At 74.5% G+C, this 18,816-nt stretch carries 12 protein-coding genes; 10 read left to right on the top strand and 2 right to left on the bottom strand.

Annotated elements, in window-relative coordinates:
- The first annotated feature begins 218 nt into the window (after positions 1–218).
- The 3 genes from shbA (at position 219) to AB0R04_RS08470 (ending at position 4,007) form a co-directional block, all read left to right on the top strand.
- Positions 219–935, top strand: coding sequence for an RNA polymerase sigma factor ShbA (gene shbA / locus AB0R04_RS08480; protein ID WP_363369280.1), 717 nt, complete (start codon positions 219–221; stop codon positions 933–935).
- A gap of 251 nt (positions 936–1,186) precedes the next feature.
- Positions 1,187–2,689 (top strand): IMP dehydrogenase, encoded by a 1,503-nt coding sequence (gene guaB / locus AB0R04_RS08475; protein WP_063348998.1) that lies wholly within the window; start codon positions 1,187–1,189, stop codon positions 2,687–2,689.
- Positions 2,690–2,879: 190 nt separating this feature from the next.
- Positions 2,880–4,007, top strand: coding sequence for a GuaB3 family IMP dehydrogenase-related protein (locus AB0R04_RS08470; protein WP_063348999.1), 1,128 nt, complete (start codon positions 2,880–2,882; stop codon positions 4,005–4,007).
- Positions 4,008–4,072: 65 nt separating this feature from the next.
- Here the strand turns inward: AB0R04_RS08470 and AB0R04_RS08465 are convergent, their stop codons facing one another.
- Positions 4,073–4,636, bottom strand: a complete 564-nt coding sequence (locus AB0R04_RS08465) for a hypothetical protein (protein ID WP_063349000.1) — start codon at positions 4,634–4,636, stop codon at positions 4,073–4,075.
- Between the two features lie 254 nt (positions 4,637–4,890).
- Between AB0R04_RS08465 and AB0R04_RS08460 the strand changes: the two genes are divergently transcribed.
- Entirely contained in the window at positions 4,891–6,876 is a 1,986-nt protein-coding gene (locus AB0R04_RS08460; protein WP_363369277.1) for a protein kinase, read from the top strand.
- Positions 6,877–6,886: 10 nt separating this feature from the next.
- Here AB0R04_RS08460 and AB0R04_RS08455 read toward each other — a convergent pair whose 3' ends face one another.
- Positions 6,887–7,429, bottom strand: a complete 543-nt coding sequence (locus AB0R04_RS08455) for an SHOCT domain-containing protein (RefSeq protein ID WP_363369275.1) — start codon at positions 7,427–7,429, stop codon at positions 6,887–6,889.
- 57 nt (positions 7,430–7,486) lie between these two features.
- Here AB0R04_RS08455 and AB0R04_RS08450 point away from each other — a divergent pair, with 57 nt between their 5' ends.
- The 6 genes from AB0R04_RS08450 to guaA all read left to right on the top strand — a co-directional run bounded on the left by AB0R04_RS08450 (position 7,487) and on the right by guaA (position 18,784).
- Entirely contained in the window at positions 7,487–8,611 is a 1,125-nt protein-coding gene (locus AB0R04_RS08450) for a protein kinase (RefSeq protein ID WP_363369273.1), read from the top strand.
- Positions 8,612–8,771: 160 nt separating this feature from the next.
- Positions 8,772–10,523 (top strand): protein kinase, encoded by a 1,752-nt coding sequence (locus AB0R04_RS08445; protein ID WP_363369271.1) that lies wholly within the window; start codon positions 8,772–8,774, stop codon positions 10,521–10,523.
- A gap of 87 nt (positions 10,524–10,610) precedes the next feature.
- Positions 10,611–12,242 (top strand): succinic semialdehyde dehydrogenase, encoded by a 1,632-nt coding sequence (locus AB0R04_RS08440; RefSeq protein WP_363369269.1) that lies wholly within the window; start codon positions 10,611–10,613, stop codon positions 12,240–12,242.
- Positions 12,243–12,328: 86 nt separating this feature from the next.
- Positions 12,329–14,134, top strand: coding sequence for a GMC family oxidoreductase (locus AB0R04_RS08435; protein ID WP_063349006.1), 1,806 nt, complete (start codon positions 12,329–12,331; stop codon positions 14,132–14,134).
- A 218-nt stretch (positions 14,135–14,352) separates the two neighbouring features.
- Positions 14,353–16,095: a hypothetical protein gene (locus tag AB0R04_RS08430; RefSeq protein WP_363369266.1), complete on the top strand. Its 1,743-nt coding sequence runs from the start codon at positions 14,353–14,355 to the stop codon at positions 16,093–16,095.
- 1,093 nt (positions 16,096–17,188) lie between these two features.
- Positions 17,189–18,784, top strand: coding sequence for a glutamine-hydrolyzing GMP synthase (gene guaA, locus AB0R04_RS08425; protein WP_063349008.1), 1,596 nt, complete (start codon positions 17,189–17,191; stop codon positions 18,782–18,784).
- Positions 18,785–18,816: the final 32 nt, after the last annotated feature.

The following is an 18,816-nucleotide window of genomic DNA, read 5'->3' as shown; positions in this document are numbered from 1 at the left end:
AGCGGACAGGCACTGCGGCGAACCACACGGCCGCAGCACATTCGGCGGACGGCGCGAAGGACGGGACCACCGACGGCGGCGGGGCGGGAGGCGGCACGGTGCAGGAGGGGCAGGTGGTGCGCGGCGGCACGCCGTACGGCACCGCAGCGCATAACGTTCCGGTGCACAACTCCGGACGCGGTGCCGCGTTTTCCCGCGCGACCAGGCACCATGGACCGATGCGTGACGACGTCGCCGGTGCGGCCGGCCAGGCGGACCCGGTGGAGGCCGAGCCCTCCGGCCCGGGTGGCGATCCGTCGTACGCCGACCCCGGCGGCCCCGGCGCGGTGCCCGGCCCCGGTCGACCGCCGCTGCTCGGCACGGGCGGCTCCCCGCTGGTGGGCGAGCTCGTCGCGGCAGCCGTCCGCGGTGAGGGCCCGGCCATCGACGCCCTGCTCGCCTACGTCCACCCGCTGGCGCTGCGCTACTGCCGCGGCCGGCTCGTCCGGCTGCCCGGCGGCGCCCGGCACCACGTGGACGACGTCGCGCAGGAGGTCTGCGTCGCGGTGCTGTGCGCGCTGCCCCGGTACAAGGACCAGGGGCGGCCGTTCGAGGCCTTCGTCTACGGCATCGCCGCGCACAAGATCGCCGATCTGCAGCGGGCCGCGATGCGCGGGCCCGGCTCGACGGTCGTCCCGCAGGACGACCTGCCGGAGGTGCCGGACGAGGCGCTCGGCCCGGAGGAGCAGGCGCTGCTGAGCAGCGACGCGGCCTGGGCCAAGGAACTGCTCTCCAACCTGCCGGCCCGTCAGCGCGAACTGGTGCTGCTGCGGGTGGCCGCCGGGCTCTCGGCGGAGGAGACCGGCGAGGTGCTGGGGATGTCCCCGGGCGCCGTCCGGGTGGCGCAGCACCGGGCGCTCAGCCGGCTGCGGGCGCTCGCGGAGGAGTCCTCCTGAAGTCCTGACCGGCCGGAATGAGCCACGGGGGGCCGGTGTTGTCAAGGGCACACGAGGACACATTCGCCGTGCCAGTACCATGGGGTATCGGCGCCTGGGCGGGTTGCCAAAGTTTCGCGGGTGCGCGCGGGGTTCCCCTGGAGGTTCCTCCAAAACCACCCGGCTTCGGCGGTCTGCTGCGAGTGAGCGATGAACGCGCCCCACCCTCAGGGCGTGAGCGGAATAGGCCGGCCACGGAAGGTACCCCCCAAATGTCTTACAACGCCGCAGGCGTACCCGAGAAGTTCGCCATGCTCGGGCTCACGTTCGATGACGTCCTGCTGCTGCCCGGGGCTTCCGCGGTGCTGCCGAACCAGGTCGACACCTCCTCGCGGGTCTCCCGGAACGTGCGCGTCAACATCCCGCTGCTCTCCGCCGCGATGGACAAGGTCACCGAGGCGCGGATGGCGATCTCGATGGCCCGCCAGGGCGGCGTCGGCGTGCTGCACCGCAACCTGTCGGTCGAGGACCAGGCCAACCAGGTCGACCTGGTGAAGCGCTCCGAGTCCGGCATGGTCACCGACCCGATCACGGTCGGCCCGAACACCACGCTGGCCGAGGCCGACGCGCTGTGCGCCAAGTTCCGCATCTCCGGCGTGCCGATCGCGGACGAGGCCGGCAAGCTGCTCGGCATCGTCACCAACCGTGACATGGCCTTCGAGTCGGACCGCAGCCGCCAGGTCCGCGAGATCATGACCCCGATGCCGCTGATCACCGGCAAGGTCGGCATCTCCGGGGTGGACGCGATGGCGCTGCTGCGCCGCCACAAGATCGAGAAGCTGCCGCTGGTCGACGACGAGGGCCGGATCAAGGGCCTGATCACCGTCAAGGACTTCGTCAAGGCCGAGCAGTACCCGAACGCCGCCAAGGACGCCGAGGGTCGTCTGCTGGTCGGTGCCGCCGTCGGCGCCAGCGCCGAGGCGTTCGACCGGGCCCAGGCCCTGGTCGAGGCCGGTGCGGACTTCCTGGTCGTGGACACCTCGCACGGCCACAGCCACAACGCGCTGGCCTGGATCGGGAAGATCAAGTCGGCCGTCGGGATCGACGTGGTCGGCGGCAACGTGGCCACCCGTGACGGCGCCCAGGCGCTGATCGACGCCGGCGTGGACGGCGTCAAGGTCGGCGTCGGCCCCGGCTCCATCTGCACCACCCGCGTGGTCGCCGGCATCGGCGTCCCGCAGATCACCGCCATCTACGAGGCCGCGGTGGCCTGTCAGGCGGCCGGCGTGCCGGTCATCGGCGACGGCGGCCTGCAGTACTCCGGCGACATCGGCAAGGCGCTGGCCGCCGGCGCCGACACCGTGATGCTGGGCTCGCTGCTGGCCGGCTGCGAGGAGTCCCCGGGTGAGCTGATGTTCATCAACGGCAAGCAGTTCAAGTCCTACCGCGGCATGGGCTCGCTGGGCGCGATGCAGTCCCGCGGCCAGGGCCGCTCGTACTCCAAGGACCGCTACTTCCAGGCCGAGGTGGCCTCGGACGACAAGCTCGTCCCCGAGGGCATCGAGGGCCAGGTGCCCTACCGCGGCCCGCTGTCGGCCGTGCTGCACCAGCTGGTCGGCGGCCTGCGCCAGACCATGGGCTACGTCGGCGCCGCCACCATCGCCGAGATGGAGAGCAAGGGCCGCTTCGTCCGGATCACCTCGGCGGGCCTCAAGGAGAGCCACCCGCACGACATCCAGATGACCGTCGAGGCGCCGAACTACTCCAACCGCTGAGTCCGCGCTTCCGAAGGGCCCGTCGCCGCACCGCGGCGCCGGGCCCTTCGGCGCGCCCGGGGGCGGGGGCGGGCCGCCGGGGGCGGGCCCCGCGCCCCGGAGGCGAGCGCGCGAGGCAACCGGGGTGCGGGATACTGGGGGCGGCCGGGGTGACCCGGCGGGCATGAGCAACAAACCAGAAGGGCTCGAAGTGACTGAGATCGAGATCGGGCGAGGCAAGCGCGGCCGACGGGCGTACTCCTTCGACGACATCGCCGTCGTCCCCAGCCGCCGTACCCGGGACCCGAAGGAGGTCTCGATCGCCTGGCAGATCGACGCCTACCGCTTCGAGCTGCCGTTCCTGGCCGCCCCGATGGACAGCGTGGTCTCGCCGCAGCAGGCCATCGCCATCGGCCGCCTCGGCGGCCTCGGCGTGCTGAACCTCGAAGGCCTCTGGACCCGCTACGAGGACCCGCAGCCGCTGCTCGACGAGATCGCCACGATCACCGACGAGGCCGCCGCGACCCGCCGCCTCCAGGAGATCTACGCCGCGCCGATCCGCGCCGAGCTGATCAAGCAGCGGATCCAGGAGGTCCGCGACTCCGGTGTGGTCACCGCCGCCGCGCTCTCGCCGCAGCGCACCGCCGAGTTCTCCAAGGCCGTCGTGGACGCCGGCGTCGACGTCTTCGTCATCCGCGGCACCACCGTCTCGGCCGAGCACGTGTCCAGCGGCGCGGAGCCGCTCAACCTCAAGCAGTTCATCTACGAGCTGGACGTCCCGGTGATCGTCGGCGGCTGCGCCACGTACACCGCGGCCCTGCACCTGATGCGCACCGGCGCGGCCGGCGTGCTGGTCGGCTTCGGCGGCGGCGCCGCCCACACCACCCGGGGCGTCCTCGGCATCCAGGTGCCGATGGCCACCGCCGTCGCCGACGTGGCCGCCGCCCGCCGGGACTACATGGACGAGTCCGGCGGCCGCTACGTGCACGTGATCGCGGACGGTGGCGTCGGCTACAGCGGCGACATCCCGAAGGCCGTCGCCTGCGGCGCCGACGCGGTGATGATCGGTGCCGCGCTGGCCCGCGCCACCGACGCGCCCGGCAAGGGCTTCCACTGGGGCATGGAGGCCGTCCACGAGGAGCTGCCGCGCGGCAAGCGGGTGGACCTCGGCACGGTCGGCACCACCGAGGAGATCCTGACCGGTCCCTCGCACACCCCCGACGGCACCATGAACCTGTTCGGCGCGCTGCGCCGCGCGATGGCCACCACCGGCTACACCGAGCTCAAGGAGTTCCAGCGGGTCGAGGTGACCGTCAACCCGGCGCTCAACCACCGCTGAGACGCGTCGTGGTGAAGGCCCCCGTCGGTTCCGCCGGCGGGGGCCTCGGGCTGTCCGGACCGGCGTCAGCCGCGGTTGGCGGTGCGGCGGGTGAGGAGGAAGCCGCCGACCAGGGCGATGCCGTAGAAGGCGAGGTCGAGCGCGCGCAGCTCGGCGCGCCAGTGCGCCAGGGCGTCGTGCGGCAGGCCGCGCGGGCCGGGGCCGGCCGCGTGCACCCGGCGGAGCTGGCCGGTCAGCTGGCCGAGCAGCAGCGCGCAGGCCGCGAGCAGCGCGCCGAGCAGCGGCAGCACCCGGCTGCGGCCGCCGAGCCGGCCGAGGGGTAAGGCGACCAGGGCGGCGAGGGCGATGGCCAGCCAGCCGAGGCTGTCCGCGGCCCGGGCCGGCGCGCAGCCGTAGGCCAGGCCGCCGAGCAGCATGGCGAGGACGGCGAGGGCGACCGCCAGGGCGGTGCGGCGGCGCGGGCCCGTCCGGTGGGAGCGGACGGTGGGGACGTATCCGGCCACCGGGACACCGGGCATACCGGGCGCGACGTAGCCCTCAGGGGAATCCAGGGTGGGTGTGACCGAGTAGTGCTGGGCGGTGCGCGGCCGGCCCGACTGGCCGTCAGCGCCTGGTGCGGGTGCGGTCATGGGCGTCGGATCCCCCCGGAAAGACGATGAGCTGCCGAACGGTAGCAGCGCCCCGGCCAGATCTTGGCGAGTTTTCGATCACAGATCGGGCACGGAGCGCCGAGCCCGATCCGGTATGCCCCGGATCGGGTGCGGGGGTCGGGTGGTCCCGGCCCCCGGGGACAGGGGATGATGGAGACTTCGGCGTTCGGGCCTGAGGCCGGGCCGACACGCCGTCACCACGACCGCCAGCAGCACATGGGGGAACGTTCCGAATGACCCAGGCGCAGGGTTCCACCGGCCGCCTCCTGGCCGGCCGCTACCGGCTGAACGGCGTGCTCGGGCGCGGCGGCATGGGCACCGTCTGGCGCGCCGAGGACGAGATGCTGGGGCGGACCGTCGCGGTCAAGGAACTGCGGATGAACGCCAGCGTCGAGGAGGAGGAGAAGCACCGGCTGATCGTCCGGACGCTGCGCGAGGCCAAGGCCACCGCGCGGATCCGGCACAACTCGGCGGTCACCGTCTTCGACGTGGTCGACGAGGACGACCGGCCGTGGATCGTCATGGAGCTGGTCGAGTCCCGCTCGCTGGCCGACGTCATCCGGGAGGACGGGCCGCTGGCCCCCGCCCGGGCCGCCGAGATCGCGCTCGACGTGCTCGGCGTGCTGAGCGCCGCGCACGCGCTGGGCATCCTGCACCGGGACGTCAAGCCGTCCAACGTGCTGATCGGCGACGACGGCCGGGTCGTGCTCACCGACTTCGGCATCGCCAGCGTGGAGGGCGACGCCTCGGTCACCTCCACCGGCATGCTGGTCGGCGCCCCCTCGTACATATCCCCGGAGCGGGCCCGCGGGCAGAAGCCCGGGCCGCCGGCCGACCTGTGGTCGCTGGGTGGCACGCTGTACGCGATGGTCGAGGGCCGGCCGCCGTACGACCGGGGCTCGGCGCTGGCCACCCTGACCGCGGTGATGACCGAGGAGCTGACCGCCCCGGTGAACGCCGGGGCGCTGCAGCCGGTGATCGAGGGGCTGCTCGCCAAGGACCCGGCCGAGCGGCTGGACGCCTCGCAGACCCGGTCGATGCTGAAGCGGGTCGTCGCGGAGGCCACCTCGAAGGCCGAGTCGACCACCGTGCACGCGCTGCCGGTCGAGGGGTCGGCCGCCGCCGCGGAGCCCGAGGAGGCCCCGGCCGAGGCCGAGGAGGGCCGCAAGCGGTCCATCGGGGGGCTGCTGGGGACGGTCCGGGTGGGCAGCCGGGCCAAGGACGAGGAGCCCGCCGCCGTGGCGGAGCCCGTCGTGGAGCCGGTGCCCGAGCCCGCTTCGCCGTCCTCGGACGTGGCATCGGGCTCGGAGTCGGGTTCGCCCGCGGCGTCGGGTTCGGTTCCGGCGGCCGAGCCGATCCGGCCGGTGACCAGCGAGTGGACCCTGGGCGCCACGCAGGCGGCCGGCGCCGACCCGCGCAACGGACGGCGGCGGCTGGCCGTCGTCACCGTGGTGCTGGTCCTGCTGCTGATCGCCGGGGTGGTCGCGGTGCTCCAGGCCGTCGGCAACGGGGACGACTCGTCGGCGAACGGCGCGGGCGCCACCTCGTCGGTCTCGACCAGCTCCGAGGCCGGGCCGAGCGGGACCCCGGCCGCCTCCGTTCCGGCGGCGGAGCCGGAGCCGGGCACCGACAAGCCCGCCCCGGACAAGCCGGCCACCGACACACCGGCCCCCGACAAGCCGGCCGACACGCCCGGCCCCACTGCGGCCAACCCGCCGGCCGCCGGCGCGCCCGCCACCACCCCCGCGCAGAGCCCGACCCCGCCGGGGGCCGCCGTCCCGGCCGGTTACCACGAGTACAAGGACCCGACCGGCTTCTCGGTCGTCCTGCCGGACTGGCTCCAGCCGGCCGGTTCGGAGGGCGTCCGCCGGATCTTCAAGGGCAACGGCAGTACCCTGACCATCGAGTGGACCACCACCCCCGGCCCCAGCGCCGTCGCCGACTGGCAGGACTCCGAGCCGGGCCTGCGTTCGAAGGTCACCAACTACCAGCGGGTCAACCTGGCCGCGATCAACTACCGGCAGTGGAGCAACGCGGCCGACTGGGAGTGGATCAGCGGCACGCCGCGCACGCACTCGCTCAACCGGGGCTTCGTCACCGGGAACCCGGCCAAGTACGGCTACGCGATCTACTGGATCACCCCGGACGCGGACTGGGGTGCCCCGGCCAACTCCCAGGCCCGGGACACGGCTTTCGCCAGCTTCCAGCCCGCGCCGTAGGGCGCTAGGCCTAGCCGATCAGGCGGGCCTTGGCCCGGGTGAACTCCTCGTCGGTGAGCGCGCCGGAGGCGTGCAGGGCGGCCAACCGCTCCAGCTGGCCGAGGAGTTGGTCGCCCGCGCCGAGTCCGGCGGGGGCGGTGTCGGCCGCCGGCCCGGCGGCCGACGCGGCCTTGCGGGCGAGCCGGGCGGCCTCCCGGAGCTGCTCGGCGAAGACGTCGGCCTTGGCCACGTCCTCGAACCGGTGCGAGCCGGTCAGTGCGACGATCGTGAGCACGTCGCCGTTGAGCTTGGTCCTGGCCACGGTCGCGTCCGTGACCGCCGTAAGCGGAACCGGGACTGGCGGTTTACCGTCCTTGAGAAAGAGCAGTCGGTGGGTGGTGAGAACGAGCACGCCCTTGCGGAAGTGGTCGGGATGGCGCCCGGCCGTCGAGGCGACCGGATTCTCGCCGTCGATGACGACCGCCTCCACCGTGCGCACGGCCTCGGCCTGATTGGCTTGGCTGTTGTTTCCCGCCACTTTGAAGGCGGTGTCGATCAGATCGGTCCAGTCCATGGGACCGAGCGTAAAGGAGCCGCTCAGTAGGCTGCTCGGCGAGCGAGAGGAACTGGCATGCGAGGCGGCCCGGAGCAGTTGCTGGCGGGGCGGTACCGGCTGACGGACCGTCCCGAACTCCTGCGGGCCCTGGCGGTGGACGACCGCACCGGGGAGTCCGTGCTGCTGCGCGCCCTGGAGCTGCCGGCGCTGCTGACCACCGGTCAGGACCTGGACGGCGAGGTGTCCGCGCACGCCGACCGGCTGGTCCGCCGGGTGGCGGCGGTCGGCTCGGCCGCGCCGACCGGGCACCCCCGGCTGCTGCGCGGGCTCGGCGCCTTCGTCGAGGGCGAACTGCTGTGGACGGTGGAGGAGCGGTCGGGCGCCATGACGCTGGCGGACCTGGCGGCGGCCGGACCGGTGCCGCCCTACCGGGCGGCCGAGCTGGCGGCGGACCTGGCCGGCGCGTTGCGGGCGCTGCACGAGGACGGACTCGTCCACGGCAACCTGACCGCCGAGTCCGTGCTGGTCTGCGAGGACGGCGCGGCGATGCTCGGCGGGCTGCTGTCCGGGGTGGCGCAGGAGGCGCTGGCCGAGGACCTCGGCGGCCCGGGCGGGCGCCGCCGGTACGAGGTGCGGGCCACCCTGGTCGGCCCGGTGGCGGAGCGCTGGCCGCTGGACGGCGGTCCGGCGGGCGACTGCTGGGCGCTCGGGGTGCTGGTGCAGCGGCTGGTCACCGGCCGCTCGCCGTTCCCGGACGGTGGCGTGCCGGAGCTGGTGTCGGCGGTCCGGGACGGGCGGCGGGAGCCTGCGGCGGCCTGCGGGCCGCTGGCGCCGCTGGTCGAGCGGCTGCTGCAGCCCGACCCCTCGCTGCGGCCGACCGCCGAGGAGGCCCGCCGGGAGTTGGCGGCGCTGCTCGCGGGCGCGCCGGAGCCGGTCGACGAGGAGTGGGCGGCGCGGGCGCTGGTGCTGAGACCGGAGGCCCCGCTGGTGCGGCGCCGGCGCGGGCGGGGTGGTGGACGAGGGCGGTCGGAGGTCGTCGTGGGCGCGAACGCCGGCGCGAACGCCGGGGCGGGCGCCGGGCGGCCGGACGAGGTGCGGCCGCCGCGGATACCTCCGGCGTTGTTCGGCCCGCTGCTGGTGGGGGGCGTGTTCCTGCTGCTGGTGCTCGGGGTGGCCGCGGTGGTGCTGTTCGCAGGCTGACGGCCCCGGAGTGTCCCGGACCGTCGGTCCGACGGGTGAGCGTGATTACCGGGGCTGGCAAGGTGCGCCTAATGTGTGCGTGGGATTTGTTCGAACAGTGGTCTGCACCAGGCCCTCCGTCGCTGTGACGGCAGACGGATGTGAGGGGGAGTGGTCGCCGATGGGCGTGCAGGACCGGCCGGAGACGGCCGAGACGGAGCGGCTGCTGGCCGGGCGGTACGAGCTGGGGGACCGGCTCGGCCGCGGCGGGATGGGGACCGTCTGGCGGGCCTGGGACCGGATGCTGAACCGCGAGGTCGCGGTGAAGGAACTGACCGTCAACCACCTGCCCGAGGACGAGCTGCAGATCCTGCACGCCCGGATGAAGCGGGAGGCCAGCGCGGCCGCCCGGATCAAGCACCCCGGCGTGATCACGGTGCACGACGTGCTGGAGCAGGACGGCCGGCCGTGGATCGTGATGGAGCTGGTGGACGGCCGCTCGCTGGCCGACGTGATCAGCCAGGACGGCACCCTGCAGCCGCGCGCCGTCGCCGAGGTCGGCAGCCAGGTGCTCGCCGCACTGCACCGCGGCCACCAACTCGGCGTCCTGCACCGCGACGTGAAGCCGGCCAACGTGCTGCTGGAGCGCGGCACCGGGCGGGTGGTGCTGCTGGACTTCGGCATCGCGACGTACGAGGGCTCGGCCGAACTGACCCGGCCGGGTGACCTGGTCGGCTCGCCGGACTACCTGGCGCCGGAGCTCGCCCAGGGCGAGCGGCCCGGGCCGGCCTCCGACCTGTGGGGCCTCGGGGCGACGCTGTACGCCGCGGTGGAGGGCCAGTCGCCCTTCCGCCGGACCTCGCCGATCACCACGCTGGCCGCCGTGGTGGGCGAGCCGCTGCCGGAGCCGGTCCGGGCCGGGCCGCTGGGCCCGGTGCTGGCCGCGCTGATGGCCAAGGACCCGGCCGAGCGACCGAACGCGGACGAGGCCGCCCGGATGCTGGCCGAGGTGCAGGCCGGGCACACGATCGGCCTGAAGCCGGTCGCGCCGCTGCGCGCGCCCACCCAGTCGGTGCCGGTGGTGGACCGCAGCGAGCGCCCGGCGGCGGAGGAGGACCCCGAGGAGGAGGACGCGCCAGGGGCGACGGCGGCGGAGGCCGAGGAGCCGACCGGGGCGCGCTCGGGGGCCGTTCCGGACACCACCGGGGGCGTGGCCGCCGAGGCGCCAGCGCCCACCGCCGAGGTCGCGCCGGTGGCGCACCCCGTCACGCCCGCGCGCGGGCCGGCCAAGCGCCGCAGCACCCTGAAGATCGTCGTGATCGCGGTGGCCGTCGGCCTGCTGGCGGCCGGCGCGACCTTCCTCGCCACCCGGCACACCACCACCGGGCACGTCGCGGCCCCCACGGCCGACGATCCCGTCCCGACCGCCTCCGTCAGCCCGGACCCGACCAGCGACGCCAGCCCGGGACCGGCGGCGCCCAACGGCTACCACTGGGTCGACGACCCGGCCGGCTTCCGCTTCCCGCTGCCCTCGGTCAGCCCGGCCTGGCAGCGCAGTGCCACGCCCGACAACCAGGTCTACTACAGCCCCGACAACAAGGTGCACTACCTGCAGTTCGCGGTCACCGTCGGCCAGTCGGTCAAGCCGCTGGAGCACCTGCGGCAGATGGAGGCCACCGTCTCCAAGAACCTGAAGGACTACAAGCAGCACAAGATGACCGGCGTCGCGGTCAACGGTCACGAGGCGGCCGTCTGGGAGTTCAGCTACCTCGCCAAGGAGGGCGGCCGGCGCCGGGCGGTCGAGGCCGAGTTCATCGACGACGACGGCACCAGCTACGCGATCTACTCGTCCAGCCCGGACCGGGGCAACGAGTGGAACGAGGCGGAGCAGCGCTTCAACGCGGTGCTGCACTACTTCACGCCGACCCGCTGACCGGGGGGCGCCCGCTCCGCCCGGCCGCGGCAGATTCTTGTTACCGACGGGTACCGGACCGGCCGCCGAGCGCCTAGGCTGCGCCGTATGTCGGACCTCACAGCAGGCGCAGCGGCCACCGAACACCCCGCGACCGGGAACCCGCCCGCCCCCGGCGGGGGCCGGACCGTCGCGGCGGCCGTCCCGCCGTCCCTGGTCGCCCGGTTGGCCGCCGGCGTCACCGCCACCGGCGAGCCCAGCCTGGTGGAGACCGTCGCCCCGCTGACCGGCGAGCGGCTGGCGAGCCTGCCCCAGTCCACCCCGGCCGACGTCGAGGTCGCCTTCGAACTGGCCCGCCGCGCCCAGCCGGCCTGGGCCGCGCTGCCGGTGCGCCGCCGCGCGGCCGTCCTGCTGCGCTTCCACGACCTGCTGCTCAAGCGGCAGGACGAGGTGCTGGACCTCGTCCAGGCCGAGACCGGCAAGGCCCGGCTGCACGCCTTCGAGGAGGTGCTGGCCACCGCCATGGCCGCCCGGCACTACGGGCGGGCCGCGCACGGCTACCTCCGGGACAAGCGGCGCGGCGGGGCGCTGCCGGTGCTCACCCACGCGGTCGAGGCCCGCCGGCCCAAGGGCGTGATCGGCCACATCTCGCCCTGGAACTACCCGCTGGAGCTGTCCGTCGGCGACGTCCTGCCCGCCTTCGCGGCCGGCAATGCCGTGGTCAACAAGCCGGACACGCAGACCGCGCTGACCGCGCTGTGGGCCCGCGAGCTGCTGATCGAGGCCGGGCTGCCGGCCGACCTGTGGCAGGTCGTGCTCGGCGACGGCCCGGTGATCGGCCCCGCCGTGGTGGAGCACGCCGACTACGTCTCGTTCACCGGCTCCACCCGCACCGGCCGCGAGGTCGCCCAGCGCGCCGCCGCCCGGCTGGTCGGCGCCTCGCTCGAACTCGGCGGCAAGAACGCCATGCTGGTCCTCGCCGACGCCGACCTCGACCGGGCCGCCGCGGGCGCCGTGCGGGCCTGCTTCTCCTCCGCCGGGCAGCTGTGCATCTCGATCGAGCGGCTGCTGGTGCACCGCTCGGTGGCCGACGACTTCCTGGAGCGCTTCGCCGCCCGCACCCGGGCGCTGCGCCTCGGCGGCGGCCTCGCCTACGGCGCCGACATGGGCTCGCTGGTCTCCGTCCGCCAGCTGGAGACCACCACCCGGCACGTGGAGGAGGCGGTCAAGGCGGGCGCCACCGTGCTGGCCGGCGGCCGGGCCCGGCCCGACCTCGGCCCGTACTTCTTCGAGCCGACCATCCTCGACGGGGTGACCCCGGACATGGCGGTCTGCGGCGAGGAGACCTTCGGCCCGGTCGTCTCCGTCTACCGCTTCGACACCGACGACGAGGCGGTGGCCGCCGCCAACTCCACGCCGTACGGCCTGAACTCCAGCGTCTGGACCAGGGACGCCCGGCGCGGCCGGGCGGTCGGGGCCCGGCTGCGCACCGGCACGGTCAACGTCAACGAGGCCTACGCGGCCGCGTACGGCTCGATCGGCTCGCCGATGGGCGGCATGGGCGACTCCGGGCTCGGCCGCCGCCACGGTGCCGAGGGCATCCTGCGCTTCACCGAGGCGCAGACCGTCGCGACCCAGCGGCTGATGCCGATCGCGCCCGCGTTCGGCCTGGACGACCGGCAGTTCGCCGCGGTGATGACCGGCGGGCTGCGGGTGCTGAAGGCGCTGCGGTTCAAGTAGCCGTCCCGGACCGTCCGATCCGGCCGTCCCGCAGTCAGGTTCGCCCGTCCCGTAGTCAGGTTCGCGTCCCGAAGGAGCAGTGGCAGATGGTGGAGTCCGGCGGTGCGGCGGAGTTCGACTACGACGTGGTCGTGGTCGGCTCCGGCTTCGGTGGTTCGGTCGCCGCGCTGCGGCTGACCGAGAAGGGCTACCGGGTCGCCGTCCTGGAGGCCGGCCGGCGCTTCGAGCGGGACGAACTGCCCAGGAACTCCTGGGACCTGCCGAACTACCTGTGGGCGCCGAAGCTCGGCCTCTACGGCATCCAGCGGATCCACCTGCTGGCCAACGTGCTGATCCTGGCCGGCGCCGGGGTAGGCGGCGGCTCGCTGAACTACGCCAACACCCTGTACGTGCCGCCGAAGGCCTTCTTCGAGGACCGCCAGTGGCGCCACATCACCGACTGGCAGGAGGAGTTGGCGCCGTTCTACGACCAGGCGCAGCGGATGCTCGGGGTCCGGCTCAACCCGACCGTCACCCCCTCCGACGTGCACCTCAAGGCCGCCGCCGAGCAGATGGGGGTGGGCGACACCTTCCACATGGCGCCGGTCGGGGTCTTCTTCGGGGACGGCCAGGACGCCGGCGGCAGGGCCGAGGCGGCGCCCGGGGACGAGGTCGCCGACCCGTACTTCGGCGGCGCCGGGCCGGCCCGCAAGGCCTGCGTGGAGTGCGGCGAGTGCATGACCGGCTGCCGGCACGGGGCCAAGAACATGCTCACCGAGAACTACCTGCACCTGGCCGAGCGGGGCGGCGCCGAGATCCACCCGCTCACCACGGTGGCCCGGATCCGGGAGCTTCCCGGCGCCGACGGGAGCCGCGGTTACGCGGTGGACGTGCGCCGGACCGACTCCCGCTCCCGCACCGACCGGGTGAAGGCGGGCGCGCGGACCATCACCGCCGCCCGGGTGGTGGTCGCGGCCGGGACGTACGGCACCCAGTCGCTGCTGCACCGGATGCGTGACGGGGGGCACCTGCCCCGGATCTCCGGCCGGCTCGGCGAGCTGACCCGCACCAACTCCGAGGCGCTGGTGGGCGCGCAGACCACCGACCGGCGCTACGGCACCCGGGTGGACTTCACCAAGGGCGTGGCGATCACCTCCTCGATCCACCCGGACGCCAGCACCCACATCGAACCGGTCCGTTACGGCAAGGGCTCCAACGCGATGGGCGCGCTGTCGATAGCCCAGGTCAAGGGCGGCGGACGGGCCCCGCGCTGGCTGCGCTACCTGGGCGGGTCGGTGCGCCACCCGGTGACCTTCGCCCGCTCGATGAACCAGCACCGCTGGTCCGAGAAGACGATCATCGGCCTGGTGATGCAGTCGCTGGACAACTCGATCACCGTCTCGCTGAAGAAGGACCTGCTCGGCAAGAGCCGGCTCACCTCCGCCCAGGGCCACGGCGCCCCCAACCCGACCTGGATCCCGGCCGCCGAACAGGGCGCCCAGGCGCTGGCCGAGCAGATCAACGGCTTCGCGGGCAGCAGCGCCGGCGAGATCTTCGACATCCCGATGACCGCCCACTTCCTCGGCGGCTGCCCGATCGGCGACGCCCCCGAAACCGGCGTGGTCGACCCCTACCACCGGCTGTACGGCCACCCGGGGATCAGCGTGGTCGACGGCGCGGCCGTCTCCGCCAACCTCGGGGTGAACCCCTCGCTGACGATCACCGCGCAGGCCGAGCGCGCCATGTCGATGTGGCCCAACAAGGGCGAGGCGGACCGCCGCCCGGCCCAGGGCGAGGCCTACCGGCGGGTCGCCCCGGTGGCGCCGGCCCGGCCGGCCGTCCCGGAGGACGCGTTCGGCGCGCTCCGACTGCCGCTGCTGCCCGTCCCGGAGGTCCCGAAGAAGCGCGGCTGAGCAGGCCCCGACGGGCCAACCCGCCCGGCTCGGTACCCGGTTGACATTCGTTCGGATCCGATGGGATAAACGGGCTTTCTGGGGGACCAGGAACTCGTCGAGCGGGGGGAAACCGGTCCATGGCCATCTGCGCATCGTGCGGCGCGGCATCGGTGGAAGGGGCGCCCGCGTGCGTCTCGTGCGGGCGGCCGCTGACGCCGCCCTCGCCGACGGCCGCCATGCCCGCGGTACCTCCCGTCGTTCCGCCGGCTGTGCCGCCCGCCGTACCGCCCCCGCCGGCGTACGGTCCGCCGTCCGCCGCGCCCGGGTACCCGCCTCCGCCTTCGCCGCCCGGCTACGGGCCGCCGCCGCCCGCGCCCGGCTACGGCCCGCCGCCCGGGTACGGCCCGGGCCACCCGCAGCCCGCCGGGCCGCCCACGCTGGGCAGTTGGGGCGCCGGGCAGCCGTACGACCCGCGGGCCGGCCGGCCGAGCGTGCTGAGCCGGCTGGTCGGCGCGGACTGGCGCCCGGCGCTCCTGGTCGCCATCGCCCCGACCGCCGTGCTGCTGCTGGCGGCGCTGATCGTGGCGGTCCCGAGCGACTACCAGTACGCCTACCTGGTCCGGGCGCCCGGGTTCGGCGAGCGCTTCGGCGCCGCCCTGTCGATGGCGCTGAGCGCGCTCGGCGCGCCGTTCAAGCTCGGGTACACCACCGCGCTGCGACGCGGCGACGCGGCGGGCATGGACGCGCTGCTCCGGGCGGTGCCGCTGACGGTCACCGTGCTGTGGGCGCTGGCGCTCTGGCTCGGCCTGCGGACCGGGGCGCGCCGCCGCCGGGCCGCCGGCCTCCAGCTCACCCGGGCCCAGGCCGCGGGCGAGGCGCTGCGCACCGCGGTGGTCCTGGCCGTAGTGACCGCGCTGCTCGGGCTGGCCGGCGGGACGTCCTGGGAGCCGCAGCGCACCGGCCTCGTCGGCCGCGCCCTCGGGGTGACGTACACCGTGGACTCCGGCTGGCTGGAGGCGACCGGCTGGACCGCCCTGCTCGCCGCGCTGACGGCCTTCGCCGTCCACGGCACCGACGCGCTGCGCTGGGCCGCCTGGCGCAGCCGGGCGGTGCGCGGCTGGGCGGTCGCCGCGCTCACGGCCGGCCGGGCGCTGGCACTGTCACTGGGCCTGGCCTCGGTGACGGGCTTCGTGCTGGTCGCCGTCAACAGCGACGAGGGCTGGCAGATCCCGGTCTCGGTGGCCTTCCTGCCCAACCTCGGCCTGGGCCTGCTCGGCCTGGGCTCGGGGGCGACCTTGCAGGCGTTCAACGGGGCGAGCGGCGGGGCGAGCGACGCGGCGGTCGCGATCGGCGGCGACTGGCGGGACACCCCCGACAGGGGGGAAATCTCCTTCTTCGACCTGCACGACCAGACCGCCGACTGGCGCTGGACCGGCCTGCTGGCCCTCGCCACGGCGGGCGTCCTCGGCTGGTCGGCGTACCGGCGGCGGCTGGACGCGGCCGACCGGCTCCGGCTGGCGGCCGTCCACGCCGTGGCGCTCACCGCGCTGATGGCGGTGGGCGGTGCGCTGATGACGACCTCGACGTCCTCGGCGACCCCGGGGTGGGACACCTTCGCCAACCAGACGGTGCTGTCCCGGGACACCTCGATCAACCTGGGCTTCGCCAGTGTGCTGGTGGCCAACCTGATCTGGGCGGCGATCGGCGCGCTGCTGGTGCCGCCGCTGCTGGCGGCCGTCCGCGGCCGGGGCGCGGTGGCCCGCGAGGACGCCTACGGCGCTCCGCCGTACGGTGCGCCCCCGTACGGCGCGGTGCCGCCGCCGGGGGCGCCGTACGAGGCCGGGTCGGAGCCGCAGCCGTACGCCTCCGGGGCGGGGGTGGGCGACGTGGTCGGCTCGGACGACGCGCCGCTGGTGCCGCCGCCCGGGGCGTCGGCCGAGGAGCCGGTCGATCCGAGCGTCTGGCGCAAGCAGCCCTGAGCCGGGCAGCCGTGGGCGGAGCGGTCTGAGCGGAGCGGCCCTGAGCCGGGCGGCCCGGACAGGGCAAAGGGCCCCGCGGGGGAACGGGGCCCTTTGTCGCTCAGCACGCGGCGTCAGGGCTGCGCCGGTGCTGGGGGTGACGGCGCCGGGGGAGGGGCGCCGTCGGGTCGGTCGGCTTCGGGGTCGCGCCGTCGCGGCCCGGCGTGGGTGGCCGGTGGCGCGGGGCGCGCACGCTCGCGGTGTGGCGGGTCGGCGCGCAGGTCTGCGCCGGGCCTTCGCTCACGGAGCGTGAGGTGGCGTACGGGGCTGCCGCCCAGTGCGGCGGCATCGGTCGGGGCCTCCACGGTGAGCCTGCCGGCCGCCGGGAGAACCGCTTCCACGCAGCATCGTGCTGGACGAAGGGCTTGCTCTGCAACCGATTCGGCACAGTTCGACCCGGCACATTTGGTGCGGGTGCCGACTCCCGGGTGTGGCCCGGGCGCGGGTGCGGGCCTCGTTCCGCCCCGTCGGGCGGTTGTGGGCAGGTGTCGACACGAGGCGTCGATGATCACGGTGTGTAGTGGTGTGAGTGGCTGCGGCGCACGGGGACGCGCGTAGCGGCGCGGGACGGGAAAGGGTGTGCGCCCGGGCGTGCCCGGCTCGCGACGGGGGTGCGACGACCGGCCCGGGCGTCCCCGGGGACCGGCCGTCCCACCTCTCGGTCCAGTCGCGGCCGGGGTCGCTGTCCCCTGCTGTCCGGCCGCGGCACCCGCGCACGGTCCCACGGCGCCGCACTCCCGGCGGGGCCGGGGCGGCGGCGCCACATGCGCCGGTGGACTGGGATGAAGCTCCACGCGTGGTCCTGCAAGTCCGTACGGCGGCGCCCCTGGCCGGGGCGAAGGCGGCGCGTCTGGCGGGCGCGGCGCGGTCGTACGGTCGTCTGAAGCAACGAAAGGCGGCCCCGCCCGGTCACGGTCGTTTGGACGGGCAGACGAGTGAAACCGGACAGCCCGGTAGAATCGGTGTCCAGACACCCCCACCCGTCGCCGCCGCGGCCCCCGCCGGGGAAGCGGTTCGGTGTGACACCTCTCGTACCGCTGCCGGAAGGCCGTCTGTGTCCTCTGCAATTCCCGTCCAGTCCGCGCCGGACAACGACACCGTCCTGGTGGTCGACTTCGGCGCCCAGTACGCCCAGCTCATCGCCCGTCGGGTGCGTGAGGCGCGGGTCTACAGCGAGATCGTGCCGAGCAGCATGCCGGTCGCCGAGATGCTCGCCAAGAACCCGAAGGCGATCATCCTCTCCGGCGGTCCGTCGTCGGTCTACGAAGAGGGCGCGCCGCAGCTCGACCGCGCGATCTTCGAGGCCGGGGTCCCGGTCTTCGGCATGTGCTACGGCTTCCAGCTGATGGCCAAGACCCTCGGCGGCACGGTCGACAACACCGGCGCCCGCGAGTACGGCCGCACCCCGCTGACCGTCAGCCGCACCGGCTCCACCCTGTTCGAGGGCGTTCCGGCGGAGCACTCGGTGTGGATGTCGCACGGCGACGCCTGCTCCGCCGCCCCGGAGGGCTTCACCGTCACCGCGTCCACCGCGGTGGTCCCGGTCGCGGCCTTCGAGAACGACGAGGCCCGCCTCTACGGCGTGCAGTACCACCCCGAGGTGCTGCACTCCGACCACGGCCAGCAGATCCTGGAGCACTTCCTCTACCGCGGCGCCGGCCTCGCCCCGACCTGGACCACCGGCAGCGTGGTCGAGGAGCAGGTCGCGCTGATCCGCGCCCAGGTCGGCGAGAAGCGCGCGATCTGCGGCCTCTCCGGCGGTGTGGACTCCGCGGTCGCGGCGGCCCTGGTCAACAAGGCCATCGGCTCCAAGCTGACCTGCGTGTACGTCGACCACGGCCTGATGCGCAAGGGCGAGACCGAGCAGGTCGAGAAGGACTTCGTGGCGGCCACCGGCGTGCAGCTGAAGGTCGTCGACGCCGCGGAGCGCTTCCTGAACGCGCTGAAGGGGGTCACCGACCCCGAGGAGAAGCGCAAGATCATCGGCCGGGAGTTCATCCGGGTCTTCGAGCAGGCGCAGGCCGAGATCGTCGCCGAGGCCGGCGAGCACGGCGAGTCGGTCGACTTCCTGGTCCAGGGCACCCTGTACCCGGACGTGGTGGAGTCCGGCGGCGGCACCGGCACCGCCAACATCAAGTCCCACCACAACGTCGGCGGCCTGCCCGAGGACCTCCAGTTCCAGCTGGTCGAGCCGCTGCGCAAGCTGTTCAAGGACGAGGTCCGGATGGTCGGCCAGGAGCTGGGCCTGCCGGAGGAGATCGTCCAGCGCCAGCCGTTCCCGGGCCCGGGCCTGGGCATCCGGATCGTCGGCGAGGTCACCCAGGAGCGGCTGGACCTGCTCCGCGACGCCGACGCGATCGCCCGCGAGGAGCTGACCGCGGCCGGCCTGGACCGCGAGATCTGGCAGTGCCCGGTCGTGCTGCTCGCCGACGTGCGCAGCGTGGGCGTGCAGGGCGACGGCCGCACCTACGGTCACCCGATCGTGCTGCGCCCGGTCTCGTCCGAGGACGCCATGACCGCCGACTGGTCGCGCCTGCCGTACGACGTGCTGGCCAAGATCTCCACCCGGATCACCAACGAGGTCCGCGACGTGAACCGCGTCGTCGTCGACGTCACCAGCAAGCCGCCGGGCACCATCGAGTGGGAGTGAGCACTCCCGCCGGCCGCTGAGCCGCTGCTGAA

The sequence above is a fragment of the Kitasatospora sp. NPDC056731 genome, from assembly GCF_040687675.1.
In the GTDB taxonomy this organism is placed as follows: Bacteria; Actinomycetota; Actinomycetes; order Streptomycetales; family Streptomycetaceae; genus Kitasatospora.
Note: the sequence above shows the minus strand (reverse complement) of the source record. Positions and strands in the feature narration are given on the sequence as shown.